This is a genomic window from Glaciimonas sp. CA11.2 (genome assembly GCF_034314045.1).
GTDB lineage: Bacteria > Pseudomonadota > Gammaproteobacteria > Burkholderiales > Burkholderiaceae_D > Glaciimonas.
Map to the genome: position 1 here is coordinate 3,024,189 of NZ_JAVIWL010000001.1, position 19,027 is coordinate 3,043,215.

10 protein-coding genes are annotated in these 19,027 nt (G+C 50.7%); 5 read left to right on the forward strand and 5 right to left on the reverse strand.

The genetic code is table 11. The annotated features are described in order from the left end of the window. Window positions 1-226 precede the first annotated feature (226 nt). Both RGU75_RS13065 and RGU75_RS13070 read left to right on the forward strand, forming a co-directional pair. Entirely contained in the window at window positions 227-664 is a 438-nt protein-coding gene (locus tag RGU75_RS13065) for a carboxymuconolactone decarboxylase family protein (RefSeq protein ID WP_322236574.1), read from the forward strand. A gap of 221 nt (window positions 665-885) precedes the next feature. After that, window positions 886-1,668 carry an SDR family oxidoreductase gene (locus tag RGU75_RS13070; RefSeq protein WP_322236576.1) on the forward strand — a complete coding sequence of 261 codons (783 nt, stop codon included), beginning with the start codon at window positions 886-888 and terminating at the stop codon, window positions 1,666-1,668. Window positions 1,669-1,785: 117 nt separating this feature from the next. Here the strand turns inward: RGU75_RS13070 and RGU75_RS13075 are convergent, their stop codons facing one another. After that, window positions 1,786-10,773 (reverse strand): GH36-type glycosyl hydrolase domain-containing protein, encoded by an 8,988-nt coding sequence (locus RGU75_RS13075; protein ID WP_322236578.1) that lies wholly within the window; start codon window positions 10,771-10,773, stop codon window positions 1,786-1,788. 693 nt (window positions 10,774-11,466) lie between these two features. Further along, window positions 11,467-12,978 carry a leucyl aminopeptidase gene (locus tag RGU75_RS13080; protein ID WP_322236580.1) on the reverse strand — a complete coding sequence of 504 codons (1,512 nt, stop codon included), beginning with the start codon at window positions 12,976-12,978 and terminating at the stop codon, window positions 11,467-11,469. 37 nt (window positions 12,979-13,015) lie between these two features. Between RGU75_RS13080 and lptF the strand changes: the two genes are divergently transcribed. From lptF to RGU75_RS13095, 3 genes are all read left to right on the forward strand, one after another. After that, the gene (gene lptF, locus RGU75_RS13085) at window positions 13,016-14,149 is read left to right on the forward strand and encodes an LPS export ABC transporter permease LptF (RefSeq protein WP_322240506.1); all 1,134 of its coding nucleotides are present in this window, start codon (window positions 13,016-13,018) and stop codon (window positions 14,147-14,149) included. After that, complete coding sequence (lptG, locus tag RGU75_RS13090) at window positions 14,146-15,285, forward strand: LPS export ABC transporter permease LptG (protein WP_322236582.1); 1,140 nt, start codon at window positions 14,146-14,148, stop codon at window positions 15,283-15,285. The genes lptF and lptG overlap by 4 nt, the downstream gene beginning before the upstream one ends. Before the next feature lie 141 nt (window positions 15,286-15,426). After that, window positions 15,427-15,795 (forward strand): CbiX/SirB N-terminal domain-containing protein, encoded by a 369-nt coding sequence (locus RGU75_RS13095; protein ID WP_322236584.1) that lies wholly within the window; start codon window positions 15,427-15,429, stop codon window positions 15,793-15,795. A 132-nt stretch (window positions 15,796-15,927) separates the two neighbouring features. Here RGU75_RS13095 and cobA read toward each other — a convergent pair whose 3' ends face one another. From cobA to cysD, 3 genes are read right to left on the reverse strand one after another with little or no spacing between them, the layout of a single operon-like run. Beyond that, the gene (gene cobA / locus RGU75_RS13100; RefSeq protein ID WP_322236586.1) at window positions 15,928-16,734 is read right to left on the reverse strand and encodes a uroporphyrinogen-III C-methyltransferase; all 807 of its coding nucleotides are present in this window, start codon (window positions 16,732-16,734) and stop codon (window positions 15,928-15,930) included. A gap of 26 nt (window positions 16,735-16,760) precedes the next feature. Further along, complete coding sequence (locus RGU75_RS13105; protein ID WP_322236588.1) at window positions 16,761-18,092, reverse strand: sulfate adenylyltransferase subunit 1; 1,332 nt, start codon at window positions 18,090-18,092, stop codon at window positions 16,761-16,763. Then, window positions 18,092-19,027 (reverse strand): sulfate adenylyltransferase subunit CysD, encoded by a 936-nt coding sequence (gene cysD / locus RGU75_RS13110; RefSeq protein ID WP_322236590.1) that lies wholly within the window; start codon window positions 19,025-19,027, stop codon window positions 18,092-18,094. Before cysD ends, RGU75_RS13105 begins: the two co-directional genes overlap by 1 nt.

The window sequence follows — 19,027 nt, forward strand, 5'->3', positions numbered from 1 at the left end:
ATGTTTCTTGGCTCTTTCGATACTGCCATGATATTCGCATACTGAGGACTGACGCAAATCGCCCCAACTGCGTTGTGCTCTCCTAGTCGGCTACGAGGCCCGATACTCAGGCACTGTCTTCGGCAAGCCCTGTTGGGACGGTTTTGCGTGAGTCCTAATACTAAATGTATTGAATTACCTAAAATATTTTTTATCCCTTATCACTCAACTTAGCAAAGACATCAAAATGGAATCCCGCCTCGACTTTTACAAAAACAATCCCGACGTCATCAAAGCCTTAATGGCGGTTGAAAATCAGGTCAGCAAAGGAACGCTGGATATCACCCTAAAAGAGTTAGTGCGTCTGCGCGCTTCGCAAATCAACGGCTGCGCTTTTTGCGTCGATATGCACGTCACGGAAGCGCGTAAGGCAGGCGAAACCGAGCGCCGGATGGCGACTGTTGTGGCATGGCGCGAGTCGCTATTTTTTACCGCCCGCGAACGCGCGGCACTGGAATGGACGGAGGCGCTGACACTGGTATCACACGATCACGTGCCGGATGCGGTGTGGCATGCAGTCAGGCCGTTCTTTGATGATGCCGAGTTGATGGATTTAACCTTGTTGGTGACATCTATTAATAGTTGGAACCGCTTTGCGGTCGCGTTCCGAAAAATGCCGGTTTGAGCGTAATTCTGGCATAAGGATCGGGGCAGTCGAAAGCAGATGATCGGCCATTTTTAGCTAATAGTTGCCCATAGCCCGCTACCGAACATTCGACAGCGGCTGTGGCACACAGTGTAATGATTGTATTATTAACCTGTAAGCGAGAAAGAGCGATGAAGGGAAATTAACCCCGAACTGAACTCAATGTAAATTAACGCAACGCAGCGAGGAATACACGCATCATGGAAAACGAATTTTCAGGAAAAATTGTCGTTGTCGCCGGTGGCAGTGGTGGGATTGGGCGCGCAATTGCCGCCGCGTTCGCAGCCGAGGGCGCGCAAACGGTTCTCACCGCGCACGCAAATCAGGCGGCGGCGTCAGACCTTGGCGTGGGCGACGTTGCGTTGCGTCCCGACGTTTATGTTGCCGACCTGCGCCAAGAGGAGGGATGCAAGTCGGTGTTTGATTTTGTCTCCCAGCGTTATGGGCGTTGCGATATTTTGGTCAATGCAGCTGGCGCCACGCGCGCTGGTGCTTTTCTTTCGCAGTCCTCGGAAGACTGGCAGGATGGGTTCGCGCTCAAGTTCTTTGGTTGCGTCGCCCTTTGCCGCTTATTCTGGCCTTTGCTAAAAGCAGCGAATGGACACGTGGTCAATATTATCGGCGGTGCTGCGCGTACGCCAGATTTCGGATTTTTGGTCGGTGGTTCAGTCAATGCCGCCATGCACAACTTTACCAAGGGACTTTCTGGCTTGGGTAAAATTGACGGCGTTAACGTCAACGCAATCCTGCCGGGTTTGATAGAAACCCCTCGTGTCGAACAACTGTTTAGTCAGCGGGCAGCAGCAAGCGGCTTGTCGGTAGAAGAAGTGCGCGCAGCACAGATCGCCAAGGACGGCATCGTCAGAATCGGGCAGCCTGAAGACGTCGCAGGACTTGCGTTGTTTTTATGTTCCGAGCGTGCGCGCCACATTCAGGGAACGGCTATCGCGGTAGATGGTGGCGGCACGTCGGGTGTCTATTAAAAGAGCAATAGTCCTCAAACCTCAATCTTCAGGAAGCTTGTCGCTTAAGCTTATTTTAAAGCGACAGCTTTTCCTTGCCATCTTTGAGATGCGCAACGTAGCGTTATGTCTACGTTACTAGGTGGCGACATCATCCGTAGTATTGCCATCGTTGTTGCTGAGAGCCGCAGCAGCTCTGACAATCCTGATGTCGACCACATGCTCTTTCTGATCGTCGGCTAACGTAAACGCGGAGCCCTGATGCAGCATGCCGTCAATGCTGACAGCGGCTTCTCCATCTTGGTGTTGGGTAATACTGATTTGGTAAGGCGTGCTGCCGTAACGATAACGCATCGAAAAGGTTGACCATTCTGCGGGCATGCATGGATTGAATGAGAGTTGATCCTTTTCTAATTTCAGGCCGAGTAGCGACTCCGTGATGAGGCGATACATCCAGCCTGACGAACCTGTGTACCAACTCCATCCACCGCGCCCGATATGCGGTGCCACGCCATATACATCGGCGGAAATAACATACGGTTCGACTTTATAAATCGCGATTTTTTCTGCACTTTGTCCGTGGTTAATTGGATTGATCAGGGCGAGCAGTTCCCATGCACGGCGGTGGTCGCCGAGCGTAGCAAAGGCCATGACGGTCCAGATCGCAGCGTGTGTGTATTGGCCGCCGTTTTCACGTACGCCAGGAGCATATCCGCGAATGTAGCCTGGATTGAGTGGTGATTTGTCGAATGGAGGATCAAGCAACTGAATGAGGCCGGCATCGCGCCGCACCAAACGCTGATCGACCGCGTCCATGGCTTTTTGGGAACGTTCAGGATTGCCCGCGGCGGATATCACGGCCCAGCTTTGGGAGATGGCATCGATTTGACATTCGGGATTGCTGACGGAGCCGAGCGGCGTGCCATCATCGAAATAAGCGCGGCGATACCAGTTGCCATCCCAGGCGTTGGTTTCAATATTGGTTTGCAGTTTTTGGGCTTCCGATGTGCAGAGATCAGAAAAAGCTGTGTCACCATGTTGCATGGCGATGCCGGAAAAAACAGTTAATACGTCGTATAGAAACCATCCTAGCCAAACGCTTTCGCCGCGCCCATGTTCGCCCACTTTGTCCATTCCATCGTTCCAGTCGCATGATCCGATCAAAGGCAGTCCGTGGCTACCAAAGCGCAAACCGTGGGTGATCGCGCGCGTGCAATGCTGGTACAAACTGGCTGACTTGGAAGAGCGCGTAGGAAGATCGTAATACGAATCCTCGTTGTCGCCGACCAGACGGCCTTCGATAAAAGGTACTACTTCGTCCAGAATATTGGTATCGCCGGTCGCAATGATGTAGCGACACGTTGCGAGCGGCAGCCATAAAAAGTCATCGGAGCATTTGGTGCGTACGCCGCGATCAGACGGTGGATGCCACCAGTGTAAAACGTCGCCTTCGACAAATTGATGGGCTGCGCAAAGTAATAGATGGGCACGTAATAAATGGGGCTGCGTATGGACCAATGCCATAACGTCCTGTAATTGGTCGCGGAACCCAAAAGCGCCACCGGACTGATAGTAGCCGCTGCGTGCCCAGAGTCGGCAGGCGATGGTTTGATATATGAGCCAGCCGTTAGTCAGTACATTGAGTGCAGGATCTGGCGTGTCAATTTGTACCGCACCCAACGTTTGATCCCAATAACGATGCACGGCATCCAGAACGCTTTGGGCCGCCGCTGTTCCGCGCAGTTTGCGCACCAGAGCGCTGCCGTCGGCGCTGCCGTTTTTGGATAATCCAAGCATGAAGACCAGTTGCCGGTTCTCGCCATCGGCGAGCGTAAAGGGCACTTGTAAGGCAGCACACGGATCCAGTCCCGCGCCTACTTTTCCCGATAAATGCGTCCGTTCCAGCGCCTGTGGTTGTTGTAGAGAACCGTTGCGTCCTAAGAACTCAGTCCGATCACCAGTGAGTGTGCGATTAGGATCATCGACATCGAAGAAGGCGACACGCTGGTTGAACTCAGTGTTGTAGGCATTCTGTGCAAAAATAGCGCCACTGTTAGGGTCTACTTCGGTGACGACATGCATCATCGACTTTTCACGCAAATCACCTAACACCCATTCAACGTAACCGGTTGCCGATAATTTACGCGTGCGACCGGAATCGTTACGTAATTTGAGGACCGAAAATTTGACCGAATCGTCTGTTGCAACGTACACCCAGAGCGCGGATGCGATGCCATTTTCTATGTGCTCAAATACGCTATATCCAAAACCGTGGCGGGTCACGTAAGGTGTAGAAAGTTGGTTGGCTGCACCATGCGAGGATGAATTAGTTGATAGGAGCGGCGTCGGCGACCAATATTCGGTTGTCTCCTCATCCCGAAGAAAAAATGCTTCACCGCTTGATGCGCTGACGGGATCGTTATGCCACGGCGTCAGGCGGAATTCGTGGGCGTTCTCGCCCCATGTATAAGCGATCCCATTTTCGGAAACGATGGTACCGAATTCAGCATTCGCCAGCACGTTAACCCATGGCGCTGGGGTTTGTTGTTTTTCGCCGGTGGTGATCATATATTCCCGGCCATCCGGCGTGAAGCCACCATACGGATTGGTCAAAATAAGATCGCTACGTTGAATCAGCGGACTGACTGACTGATTGGTGTTGTCGCTTCGACTAACTGATTGTGCAGCTGGACTTCTGCTCGCAGTCAAGCGCGGAACCCGGCTTTCTATAACGCTGCGACGGTTGATCTGTTCGGCTAGCGTACCGCCGCTATCGGTCAGCACAATACGCGCCACTGAATGCAGCAAGATGCGATCTTCATTAGCAATTTGATCGCCGGGCCGGACAAAAATACCGCCAGGCCGATCTATCACATGGCCTTCGATACCGGCGGCAATCAAGCCCATAATTTGGTCTTGTAGCAATTGTCGATAACCAGCGTGGTCTTCATTCCAGATCACCAGATCGACCGCTAGCCCTTTCAGTCGCCAGTAAGAGTGGGCTTGTACCAGTTGTCTTACCAGTTCGATGTTGGCGACATCTTTAATTTGTAGCAGGACGATCGGTAAATCCCCGGAAATGGCATAACTCCACAGTCCTGACTGACCACGCGTATTTTTGATCAATATGCTGGCATCAGCGCGCAGCGCGCTATTGGCATAGATAATTGAGTTTGCCAATCGGCCATAAAGCTGGGCATCTGTTTCTGTTGCATTAATCTGGCGTAATATGACTTGGCTGTGGGTCCATGACAAATCAAACACCCGGTCGGCCAGATGTCGGTCCTGATATTTATCGATCAGCGTGAGACAAACGTCTCTTGTTTCACTGGCACCGGTGACCATATCGATGGTGACGGTTTGTTCTGCCGCCAGCGTAATCCGATAGCGGATCGCCACCACAGGATCGAGTACTGAACCTTGACTGCCTGACAGCGGATCCTGGTTGAGCATGGCTTGAGGGGCATTAATGGAACGGCCGCGACCGATAAATTGCATACGATCTGTTTCGTAGGAAATGATATCGATTTTGGCACCGTGCGCTGCCATTAGATGAAACATCCATGGCATTTTTTCATCAATGGAACGGGGCCGCCGGGTGCATAGAATGGCACGCTGATCAGGCAGAATTTCGGTCTGGACGAACAGATTGCTAAAGGCCGGATGGGCGCTGTCGGCGGCGGCTGGTGCTAATACGACTTCAGAATAGCTGGTGATATCGATTGAGCGGCGATTACGCGAGCGATTGGTGATGCGGGTGCGCCGGAGTTCTATATCGTCTTCCGGAGAAACGACGATTTCGGTATGCATCTCGATATCATAGCCCTCGCCCGAATCGCGACGACGGAATTCAGCACGACCTTCGGAGAAGATGACTTCATAATCCTGTGCCAGTTTGCGGGTTGGTTGGAAAGTGCTAGACCAATAAGTACCACTTATCAGGTCACGGACATAACAGAAGGTTCCCCAATTGTCGCAGGTAGTATCTTCATGCCAGCGTGAAACGGCTAGATCGCGCCAACGGCTGGCGCCGCCACCGGCATTACTGACCATCACGTGATATCGACCATTTGATAGTAACTGGACTTCTGGAATCAGTGTATTCGCACTGCCGAGTATACGAACCGGCATCTCTTGCGTGCTAGCCGCAACAGTGCGAATTTCCGCTAATTCATGACTGTTTGAGTAGAACGCACTGGCCTTTGGTACGCGCTCGTGCAGCAATAACATGGTGGCTTGAAATAACGGGTCTGAACCAAAGCGCTGCTGCATGGGCTGATCCAGCAACAGATAGGTTAGGGCCAGTAAACTCATCCCTTGGTGATGCGCCATGAACGACCGAATCAGTGCATGCGACTGACCGCGGGGAAGTCGTGAGCGTGTATAGTCGACGGCTTCGTACATGCCATATTTTCCCTGGAAGCCGTCCGCTGTCAGTCGTTGCAGGTTCACGCAAGCCTGTTCAGGTGCGACCATCAATGCCAATACGGATGCGTAAGGGGCAATAACCTGATCGTCCGCTAATCCACGTTTAAGGCCTAATCCGGGCACACCAAACGCACGGTATTGGTAGTTCAGGTTGGCGTCGAAAGCGTTGTAACCGGATTCCGAAATTCCCCAAGGCATGCCAATCTGTGCGCCATAGTCGATCTGGCGTTTAACGGCAGAGCGATAAGTTTGGTCGAGTAGCGTGTTGGCAAACGTCGGCATTACTAACAGTGGCATCAAATATTCGAACATTGAGCCGCTCCATGACAGCAGGATCGGTGCGCCGCCAGCGGTCGTGAGTTGGCGCCCTAGCGAGAACCAGTTTTCCTGTGGAAGCTGACCCTGCGCAATAGCGACAAAACTGCAAAGACGCGCCTCCGACGCCAGCAAATCATAATAGCTTGCATCGCGGCGACGTTCACTGACGTTGTAACCAATTGCGAGTAAGTGACTGGCGCGATCGTATAGAAACTCGTATTCCATCTGGGCCATTTCCCGCAGTTCGAGCGTCAGCCGTTCAATCGTTTTAATGTACTTGGAGGCACGTTGTGCAGCGACCGCTACGCTGGCATAAATATCCGTTAACTGCGCATTTTTCTCTGCAGTACGTATCCCTGATGCGTTGGTTAAGGTCATTAAAACATCGTCGTTTTCAGTCAGTGCAGCAGATACTTTATGCTCGGCTTCCTGTAATCGCGTTTCAAGGGATAGCAGATCGCGCAGAGTTGGAATGTGATTGAGGTGCGGCAACTCAGTCATCCTGTGTGCATGTTGCGGCAACATCATCCACGGCGTTAGCCATGCCAGCGTTGCGCTGGCTTCGCGGCAATGATGCACCAGCGTCCGTGACCACCAACTGATTTCGGAACTTTGGCCAGCGTGGAGTGCACTCTCGATTGCCAATGCCCCATCAGTTAATCGTTCAAGCATGCGCTGTAATGAATTGAGGCTGATCGGTGGCGATGCGCATGCGCTCGCTAACTCCAGATGAAACGCAATGCGTTCGTTCGCTGCTTTGTCTTTTGAATCTTCCGCAGCATCGATTGCTTCGCCCAAAATAGAGAGCGTATCCCACAGTCCCAGCAGCCATTGATGGCCGATGATCGGTTGATCGTTCAATGCATTCAGCCCGGCTTGCAATGTCAGTAGATGGCCAGCCAGATTGCCGCTATCGACCGTGGAGACATACATCGGTTGAAGTGGTTTGAGATATTGTGTGTCATACCAGTTATAGAAATGGCCCCGATAGCGTTCTAATGTGAGAAGTGTGCGCACGGTGTTATCGGTGCGTTCCAGCAATTGCGCGATCAGAATGTAGCCAAAATCATGGGCCGCAAGATTAGCCAGTAATGCCATCCCGATATTGGTCGGCGAGGTTCTGTGCGCAACCACTGCCACCGGCTGCTCCTGAACGTTGTCGGGCGGAAGCCAGTTGTCCTCAGGGCCGACATAGGTTTCAAAAAAAGCCCATGTTTTGCGCGTCAGGTTACGCAAAAACCGGTATTGCTCTCTCGTCAGTTGTGATTTTGTAGGTTGTTGCGGCAGGCTGATGCGCCACGCGATTGCCGGTCCGATGATCCACAGCACCAGCAAAGGCGCTGCGGTAAATAATGCGCGCGGATAGGTCACGATCACGATGACCGCAATCGCCACGGCCAGCAGCGGTGCCATCCACATAGCCCTGAAACTACTGAAGATGTCGTTGGCGCTGTGGCGGCTGATTTCGCTGGAAGGATTCCATTCCAGCATGCGGCGGTGCGATATCAGCATGCGCCAAATAGTGCGGAGAATGGCATCAATGCTATAGCACGCTTCATAGGGAAGAAATGCAAGTGTCAGTAAGGCCTGGATCAGGTAATTCACCACGCTATCAAAGACAGCTTTTAAGTGTTGCCGTAATAATACGTCTTTGGGTTTGCGCAAGAGATCGAGAATCGAACCAATGATGTACGGTAAAACGATAATCCCGATGACCGTGACAGTCCAGAAAAGTGGCGCATTGAAGATCGTCCAACCTAAAATAAGCAACAGAAATAGTGCACTCGGAATTAGGCTGCGGCGCAGATTATCGAATATTTTCCAGTGCGACAAAGTCGATAAAAAGTTGGGTTGGCGTGGTGTCGACTTGTCCGACGCTGGCACGCGTGGCCGTAACCAGCCAGCAATTTGCCAATCGCCACGGATCCATCGATGGCGACGGCTAACGTCGGTGCCATAGCGGTTGGGATATTCCTCATATAGTTGAATATCCGACAGTAAGCCCGAGCGCGCATAACAGCCTTCCAGCAAGTCATGACTAAGAATCTGATTCTCGGGAAGGCGGTCAGTCAGCGCATGTTCAAACGCATCGACATCGTAAATGCCTTTGCCGATGAACGATCCTTCTTTAAATAAATCCTGGTACACATCGGAGACGGCGCGGGTATAAGGATCGATGCCGGATTCGCCTCCGTACAAACGCGCGTAATAAGAGGTATTGCTGCCAGGTAAACTATTGGCGATACGCGGTTGTAAAATAGCATATCCCGCGGTAACCCGATGCAGCGCCGGATCATAAAACGGCGTGTTGAGCGGATGCGCCATTGCGCCGGAAAGTTGCCATGCAACATCACGCGGTAACAGTGTATCGGTATCCAGCGTGATGACGTATTTGATGTTGGATAGTACTTCGGGCTTGCCGACAATGCGCATAAAGGAAGAGCGTTCAGCGCCGCGCAGATAAGCGTTTAACTGCGCCAGCTTGCCGCGCTTGCGTTCGTAGCCCATCCAGATATTTTCTTGTGGATTCCAACGCCTTGGACGATGAAAGAGGAAGAAAGTATTGTGGGTTTGCGGGTTATATTTCTCGTTGAGTTCATTGATGCGTTGTTCGGCAATTTGCAGCAGTAACGTATCTTCTGGCTGGCTTTCAGTAGATGCATCACGGAAATCAGTCAGCAGGCAAAAATGCAAATGTGGATCACGATTTGCCAAAAAACGTACTTCTAATGCTTCACATAAATCGTCGACACCCTCAGCATGCATTAACATGCTGGGCACGGCGACTAAGGTTCTGGCTTCTCCCGGAATTCCCTCCGAAAAATCCATGCGAGGAAGCCTTTGTGGCTTGGCGAGTAAGGTCGCCAGCCAGTTCACTAAAGCCAACGCAAGATGGCTGGTGGCGATGAGCGCCAGTACGGCGATGATTGGCAGCTCCCACTTTCTGGCGTGAAGCGGGTAAGCATAAATATAGACGTGGTACAACAAACCGGCGGTCAGGAGCGTCGTGAGGATGGCAATTCCGCCAAGATACATGCGCAACGGCATGCGACTGGCCGATTTACGAAAGCGATCAAGGCCATGGCGGCGGACGGCAGCGATTTTTTCGATTTGCAGCAGACCTTCATCAATCAGGTAATAGCCGATGTGCGCTTTACGTGGGTCGATATTACCAACGTAATTGTTATTCTCTGTTCGATTTGAGCTTTCTGGACTATCTTCGCTACTGGACAAGCGGGCGGCCGCTTCCTGAGCCAGTGCCACCGCTTGTTGCGCCACTTCGAACTCGGTCAGATGTGAGTGTTTGGCAATATGTTCAACGCTATGGCGGTATTGATCCCGGGTGCCGAAATCCATTTTTCCATACACTTCTAGTGGATCAGTTTGCAGGGTCTGTTCCACGATACTCATGGTCTCGAAAAATTCACGCCAGTTCATCGTAGCCAGAAAGCGTAGGCTGCCGATGCTGTTACTAATCGATACCTGATCGGCGGCTTGTTGCTGTATTTCGGTTAGCACCAGTTGTTCGACGGTATCGCCGGATTGCAAAAGACGTTGTTCTATCCACGTTAGCGGCAATGCCAGCGCCGGTCCCTGACCTTGCAGGCGGCGCGCTAGTTCCGCCACAAACGATCCCACCATCGGGGGATCTGAGCGGGCCATGTCGGCGATCACCAGAATCAGGCTACTAGGATCGGTCTCGACTACTTCTGTCATTTGGTCGGCCCACGAATCAGCCAGATTACGGTGCTGGCTTCCGATGGCGAGGCGCGCCGCGACGCGCCGCAGATTATCAATGAGCGCCAATCGAAGCATGATGGGAATCGCCCACAATTCGCCCATTTTAAGCGGCATGATTTTTTGATAGGCGGCGACAAAGCGACTTAAATTTTCAGGATCGACGCGGGCATCACCGTGAGAAATTGTTTCTAAGGCAATATCATAGACGCGCGGAAATCCTGCCGATGATCCTTTTAACAGGCGCGGCAATTCCATACTGTAGTTTTTGGGGAGATGGCGTTTGGCGGTGCGTATTTGTTCTTCGATTAAATAAAAATTATCCAGTAGCCATTCTGCTGCTGGCGTGATCTGGCGTTTGCTCTTAACGGATTCAATCAGCAGATTGCAGGCGTACATTAAAACGCGCTCGTTGTCGGCCAGACGCGGCAGCAGTTGATCGGGAGTCATCTGAAGATTGATCTGATGATCAGTGGCGAGTAGTTTGCCATGCTGTTCCATTTGTAACGCACTGAATAATTCCGCACGTAAAGGTCGTTCGTCGGCGGTTTTGGATAGGGTGGCGTTGGTGCCGAAGCGATCCGTAAAATGACGGACATGCTGCTCCAGTCTATCTAGCAAGTTGTTGAAATATGCTTTCAATTCAGTGATCCTTTCTGAATATTCTGGATGCTACAAGGGACTCTTTTGCCTCTGCTGTTGCGGCCACAGCGCTAGATTGTGCAGAGTAGTTATGGTACTTTGTTATTTTAAAAGCAACTAAAATGAAGGAATTTTATCATCGCTGTTGCCTGATCTTGTACGTGGTTTAACGGATTTTGTTGTCTGAAGTAGTAGATGCCAGTAATGTGATTTTTTTAGCAGTTAATGAAAGTAATTGCTTAAATTGCACTAATAAGTATGGCGAATAATATATTGCGTATATAGCAAACAATCCCAAGAACTCGGGACATGATGAGATGCACGATCAAAATTGTCGGCTTATTGTGGTTACAAAAAGACCTTTAAAAGTGGTCTTAATGACCATAATCCTACAGGTATTAAAAAGTAAAGCAAGATGACATTTTGCTCAACAGGATGAAGAATGGCTAGACTTGACGCGAGAAGTTCGGGATATAACACGTTGAGTGACTGGTCAACGCTGATACGCTAGTTGCCTCGTGCGGAAATGTTTTGAAGGATTGCCTGAATTACCGACGATCCACGACCAATGCCCGATGAGGCTTTAGTGGCAGTGTAATATGAAAATAGGCGCTCAACCTGATGTTGAGCGCCTATTTTTTCTTGGCAACATTTTTCAATGTTGCCTGAATTAATTCCTTTCGGTAATTAACTTTATTTGGCTAACGCTGCCCGATTTATCAGGAAGTTGGTCAGCAGAGGCACCGGACGGCCGGTTGCGCCCTTAGCAGCGCCACCTTTCCATGCAGTTCCAGCGATATCCAAATGCGCCCAAGTGTACTTTTTGGTATAGCGCTCCAAAAAGCAAGCCGCCGTGATACTGCCACCAGCTGAGCCGCCGATATTTGCCATATCGGCAAAGTTCGACTTTAATTGCTCTTGGTAACTGTCTTCAATCGGCATACGCCACGCCGTGTCGCCGGTCGCTTTACCTGCGCTTAACAATTCATTTGCCAATATATCATGTGCATCGTCGTGGCGCGTGAACAAGCCGGAGTTATGATGACCAAGTGCAGTCACGCAAGCGCCTGTCAAGGTGGCAATATCGACTACCGCGGCTGGTTTGAAACGTTCGACGTAGGTCAACGCATCGCATAAGACCAGACGGCCTTCAGCATCGGTATTGAGTACTTCGATGGTTTGGCCGGACATTGACGTGACGACGTCGCCCGGTTTGGTCGCACTGCCAGAAGGCATGTTTTCGGTCGCGGCAATGACCCCGATCACGTTTAATTTGAGCTTCATCTCAGAAATGGCGCGCAATGTGCCCAATACCGTGGCTGCACCGCACATGTCGTATTTCATTTCATCCATGCTCAAACCAGCTTTGAGTGAAATCCCGCCAGAGTCAAATGTCACGCCTTTACCAACCAAAACGACTGGTGCATCTTTAACCTTGCCGCCGAGATGTTTCAGCACAATGAACTTGGGTGGCTGATCACTCCCGCGTGCGACTGACAGAAAACTACCCATTTTGAGGGCTTCCAGCTGTTTACGGTCGAGTACTTCGACTTCAAGCTTGAACTCTTTTGCCAATTTCTTGGCAGTGTTAGCGAGATAGGTCGGTGTGCAAAAGTTGCCGGGCAGGTTGCCCAGGTCTTTGGTCAGATCAGTGCCGTTAGCAAGCGCGACAGCTTGGGCTAGTGCCTCTTTAGCGGCTGTTAGTTGGACAGCGGTCGCAAGAAACGCGAATTTCTTCACGCCCGTTGGGGTGGACTCTTTCTTACTTTTCAATCCGTCACAACGATAGTCGTTGTCGCGTAGCGCTTGAACCGTGGTGCGAATACCCCACGCTTGATTACGCTCTTTAATACTTGTGTAAGGCAACGCAATGACCGCATCGTTCGCACCGAGAGTTGATGCTACCCGTGCAACGCATAGCGCAGCCATGGAAATAACTTTGTCGGAGATATCGCCTTCAGGTCCTAATCCGATGAGTAAAACGCGCTCGGTAGCGGTGCCATTGATTTTACGTAAAAGTAACGTTGAGCCGGGTTTGCCGGAAATATCGCCAGACTTTAGCGCAGCAGTAATTTCTCCACTTTTGTCAAGTGCTTGTGCTTGTGGTGTTAGTTTTTTGTTTTCGAAGACCCCGACTACGATACAGCCGGATTTGAGTGTGGCAATTGAGGTTTTTGCGTCGTGTGTTTTTATGCTAAAGTCCATCAGTTACTCCTTATCGATCCTCAATTATAGTCCCCCCATGATTTTTCAGCGCGCTCTTCGACGCGAATTGTTGAGTACGGCAGGCGCCGTGTTCACCACGCTCTTCACAATAACCATCACCGTCATGTTGATCAAGATTCTTGGACAAGCGGCTGGTGGCCAAATCGCATCCGCAGATGTCATTGCTCTGATCGGCTTTCAGGCGCTAAATTATTTGCCGATCATATTGATTTTAACTGGCTATATTTCTGTGCTTCTCGTGGTTACCCGCAGTTATCAGGACTCAGAAATGGTGGTCTGGTTTGCATCTGGCCTCAGTTTAACGCGCTGGATTAAGCCGGTATTGCTGTTTGGCTTGCCGATTGTCGTCTTGACGGCTCTTCTCAGTTTCGTCGCGACACCGTGGGCTAACACGCAAAGCGCAGAGTATCGGGAGCGCTTCGAGAAACGCGAGGACTTATCGAAAGTCTCTCCCGGCAAGTTTCAGGAGTCATCGACCGGCAATCGTATTTTCTTCGTTGAGGGATTTTCCGGAGATAGTAATAAAGTTAAAAACGTTTTTATTAACACCCAGACTGAGGGCAAGAACAGTATCGTCATTGCTAAAGAGGGCACGATTGAGCAAGATAAAAAGGGCGATAAATTTCTGACTTTGTCTCAGGGTCGTCGGTATGACAGCGTCAGTACGCAGAGCGATTTCCGTATTATGGAGTTTGAGCGCTACGGGACGCTGGTCGCCAGTGAATCGCAGGCATTAAGTGGTGATAAGTCGTCACGCGCTTTGCCGACCATAGCGCTACTGAAAACCCCGAATAATTTTAATATGGGTGAATTGCTTTGGCGGATGTCGTTGCCGATGATGGCTTTGTGCTTGATGTTACTAGCGATTCCATTGAGTTTTGTGAATCCCCGCGTCGGCCGTTCTGCCAGCCTGATCATCGCACTCTTACTATTTGTAACGTACAGCAATATGGTAAGTTTTTTCCAGGCCACCGTAGTACAAGGGCGATTATCGTTCCTGACGGCCTTATGGCCGGTGCATGTGGTGGTTTTAGGGCTGATTTTGTTCCTGTTCTCGTGGCGCCTCAAGGTGAATAGTCGCTACCATCCTTTAGTTGTCTGGTCGGCGATCAAGCACGCTCGTATCCTTAAGAAATCGGCGGCGTCATGAAAGTCTTACAACGCTATTTCACCACAGAGATTGTGCGCTCGGTATTGTTTGCACTGGCCGCGTTTCTGGCGCTGTTTGCCTTTTTCGATTTGATGGGTGAACTGCAATCGGTCGGTCGCGGTGGATATAAGTTACAACACGCGTTCGGTTTTGTTTTGCTGGGATTGCCGAGCTACGCCTACGAATTAATGCCGATTGCTGTTTTGATCGGCACGATTTATACACTTTCGCAATTCGCCGCTCATTCTGAATTCACGATCATGCGGGTTTCCAGCATGTCGACCAAGATGACCGCGTGGATGTTATTTAAAATTGGCATTCTGTTTGTGGTCGCAACGGTATTGATTGGTGAGTTCGTTGCGCCGAAAAGTGCTGAATTTGCCGAAAAGCTGAAGCTAGGCGCCAAAGGCGCATCGGTTTCGCAAGAGTTTAAGTCGGGGTTGTGGAGTAAGGACGTGATTAAGTCAGGTGGACTCACCGGTGAGATTATCGGATCGCGTTTTATTAATATTCACGACATCCTGCCAAATGGTGAGCTACGAGGCGTTAAAGTCTATGAATTTGACCATAATTTCCACCTCACTTCGATTATCCTGGCGGATCATAGCGTGTACGCCGGTTCGCACCTATGGCGGTTGAGTGATGTTGTGCAGACCGATTTTGCGAACGGTGCAGGGACATTGGCCGATACGATCAACACAGCGATTGCGACGAAGAAAGTCGCATCGAAAGAAATGATATCCGAAATCACTCCCGAAATTCTGGCGGTGCTCTTTGCCGACCCGGACCGGATGTCTGCTTTTGATTTGCATGCCTATATCAAGCATCTGGCTGAAAACAATCAGCATACTGAGCGCTATGAAATTGCATTCTGGAAGAAGGTCATCTATCCGTTATCGATATTTGTCATGATGGCGCTCGCGTTGCCGTTTGCTTATCTGCATTTCCGTGCGGGTGGCGTTAGTCTGAAGATTTTTACCGGTATTATGATTGGTCTCAGCTTCCAGCTGGTGAACAGTTTGTTCTCGCATCTGGGTTTGCTCAATACCTGGCCGCCGTTGATTACCGCGGCCGTGCCAAGCATATTGTTCTTGATGGCGGCGATAGGGGCCTTGTCGCGGGTTGAGCGACATTAGCTTTATGAATTGATTGCCTTAATCAATTATTTTAGTTATTTGGCTGTTTTTTGAACTTAAATATTTGCCTTAATGGCAAGTATTCACAACATTCTTTCGCAACACTAGTCACACAAATATTGGCCGGGAGGCGACATATATATGAAAAAACAAGCATTAATTTTGTTCGCGCACGGCGCGCGCGCGGCAAGTTGGGTGGAGCCGTTTGAACGTCTGCAAAAAATCACGCAGCAACAATTACCGGATGTAAGAGTCGTGTTGGCTTTTCTGGAGTTGATGACACCACGCTTGCCCGAGGTATTGGCAGAATGTGCTGCGGATGGCATAACTGAAATTAGTATTGTGCCGGTGTTTTTGGGGCAGGGCGGCCATGTAAAGCGTGACTTGCCGTTGTTGGTTGTTGAGGCTCAGGCCCAATATCCGGGGACGATGATCACGGTGGCGGAAGCCGTTGGTGAGCAGCCAGAAGTGTTGGATGCGATTGCGCGCTATTGTGTGGGGAGCTTGTAGATTTTTAGGATGAGTTTGTTGGAAGCTACTTTACGGTGCTAAGTAAAAGTCCAAATAACTTTGTACAGAATCATCTGGTGTGAGATTTTATTTTATTTTGACCGGATGCCGCACCAAAGAGGATTCAAAAAACTAAGCCACGTTTTGATTGCAGAGCGCATCGTCAGTCGGGATTACCTTTCCAACCCGCTCCGCCAAAGCCTCGCCAATCATTACCAAAACAGGTCCTTCACACTGCGTCAATCCAACTTCTAACTGGCTCAGTTCCAACCTAAAAATACGCTCGTTATCCCTGCTACAATTTTCAACGACAACGACAGGTGTTGATGGAGGGCGTCCCTGCGCCAGCAAACGTTGCGCGGTAGCGGTGGCTTCACGGCCACCCATGTATTGCACTAACGTATCGCAATTCGGAATGGTGGTTTGATCAGCCTCATCTGGTGCCGTGCTCGATGTAAAAAAGGCAACGCTACGAGATACGCCACGCTTGGTTAATGGCTGTTGTGCAGACGCCGCAGCAGCCAAAGCTGCGGTAATTCCCGGCACGACTTCCACTTCAATTCCATGCGCTTCCAATGCCCGCAACTCTTCGTCTGCGCGACCAAATAACATCGGGTCGCCACCCTTTAAGCGTACAACCAGTGAATATTTTTTAGCGTTATCAACCAATTGCTTGTTGATGAACTGCTGCGCCGTTGATAGCTGGCCGCAACGTTTACCGACCAGAATTTTGATTGCTTGTGGACATAACGCCAGCATGTCATGCGTGACCAAAGCATCATGCAATACCACGTCTGCTTGCGCCAGAACACGGGCGCCACGCACGGTGATGAGGTCAGCAGCGCCGGGTCCGGCACCGATTAACACCACCTTGCCGAAGCTGCTTGCGGCAGATTCGACATTGGAGGCATTCGTAGTGGAGGTAGAAGTGAATTGCATGATCAAGTTTGCGTCTGTGGTCTACGTCAGTCGAAACGGATCATGCCAGCCGCGACGGTTTGATGCGTCACTTCGTCAATCAGAATAAACGCCCCCGTTGCCCGCACTGCTTCGTATGAGTCCGCTGCAATCGGTTGCTGTACTGTCAAAGAAACCCGCGCAATATCGTTCAGCTTCAGTGTGTCGGCTGTACGACGTTCTTGCGTATTGATATCCAGCAGCGTATCAATTTTAGTGATGCGTGCACCAGTTTGCTTGGTCGTATGCTTAATCCAGTATTTACGGCGCAGGTCGAGTGCGTCCTCTGACAACCAGCACAGATCGGCGCTGAGTGTTTTCAGCAATGCCGGTGCGCGGTCAACGGAGGCCAGCATGTCACCACGTGATATGTCCAAATGCTCTTCTAGTAATAGCGTCACTGATTGACCGACCGCAGCTGACTCAAGCGATCCTTCAAATACCAGAATATCTTTAACCGTCGCGCTTTGTCCGCTTGGCTGAATGGTCAGTTTGTCGCCCTTGCTGACTTTACCAGCTTCGATCCGACCCATGTAACCACGGAAGTCATTGGCTTCGTGTCCGTTGTGACGTGCCACCAGTTGCACTGGGAAACGAAATGGCTCATCGTGGCACTCGTCATAGACGCTCAGCGACTCCAACAAGGTAATCAAAGTCGGCCCTTTGTTCCAAGGCATCTTGTCGCCAGCCACCACCACGTTGTCGCCAGCCAGTGCCGACAGTGGGATTGCATGGATATCTTTCAAGCCGAGCTGTTTGGCAAAGTCCATATACGCAGCAACGATGCGGTCATACACGGCTTGATCGTAGTTGACCAAATCCATTTTATTCACGGCCACAATGACGTGTTCGATCTGTAGCAGATGCGCAATGGTCGAGTGGCGTTTGGTTTGCGTCAGCAATTCAACGCTGCCATCATCGCCAAGTTTGACTTTTGAGACGTCTACCAGAATGATCACTGCGTCAGCCGTCGATGCGCCGGTAACCATGTTGCGAGTGTATTGCTCGTGTCCAGGTGTGTCGGCAATGATGAACTTGCGTTTTGGTGTGGCGAAGTAGCGGTACGCAACATCAATTGTGATCCCTTGTTCCCGTTCGGCTTCCAGTCCGTCCGTCAATAAGGACAGATCAATGGTGTCGCCAACTGTGCGCTTGTGTTTGGCGCGTGACATGGCATCCAGCTGATCGGCAAAAATGCCTTTGCTGTCGAACAATAGTCGGCCAATTAACGTGCTTTTGCCATCATCCACTGAGCCAGCTGTGATAAAGCGCAACAGACCGCGTTCTTGCTTTGATGGTTGAATATTCACTAGATTTTTTTCAGACACTGCGGCGTTCATTAGAAATATCCTTCTTTTTTGCGTTTTTCCATCGATGCTTCCGATGTCTGATCGTCCATGCGCGTAGCGCCACGTTCAGTAATTTGTGTGATCGCGGTTTCGGCAATGATGGCCTCAACCGTGGTCGCGTCGGAGGCAACCGGGCAGGTGCATGAAATGTCACCCACCGTGCGGAATCGCACTTCGCGCATTTCGACTACTTCGCCTTCTTTAGCCGGTGTCAGATCGGTCAACGGCACTAACAGGCCGTTGCGTGGAATGACCTGACGTTGATGCGCGAAATAAATCGGCGGCAATTCAAGCTTTTCGCGCGCAATGTATTGCCAGACATCGAGTTCGGTCCAGTTGGAAATAGGGAACACGCGCATGTTTTCACCTGGATGCACGCGGGTGTTATACAGATCCCACAGTTCAGGACGCTGCGCTTTTGGATTCCATTGACCGAATTCATCACGGAACGAAAAGATACGTTCCTTGGCGCGCGCTTTTTCTTCATCGCGGCGCGCACCACCGATACAAGCATCGAACTTATATTTGGCAATCGTTTCGAGCAAAGTCACTGCTTGGGCAGCATTACGTGAGTCAGTGAGTGGATTACGCAGACGTACGGTGCCACGTTGAATCGAATCTTCGACCGAACCAACGATCAGGCGCTCACCCAGTTCCGCAACTTTTTTATCGCGGAAAGTGATAACTTCTGCAAAGTTATGGCCTGTGTCGATATGCACCAAAGGGAACGGAAATTTGCCTGGACGGAAGGCTTTCTCGGCGATCCGCAACATGACTACTGAGTCTTTGCCACCAGAAAAAAGCAGCGCCGGATTACTGCACTCCGCCGCCACTTCGCGCATGATGTGAATCGCTTCAGATTCCAGCCAGTCGAGATGGCGGTCACTGGCGTTATCGAGAAAAAGTTTTTCTACTGCAGTGTTCAT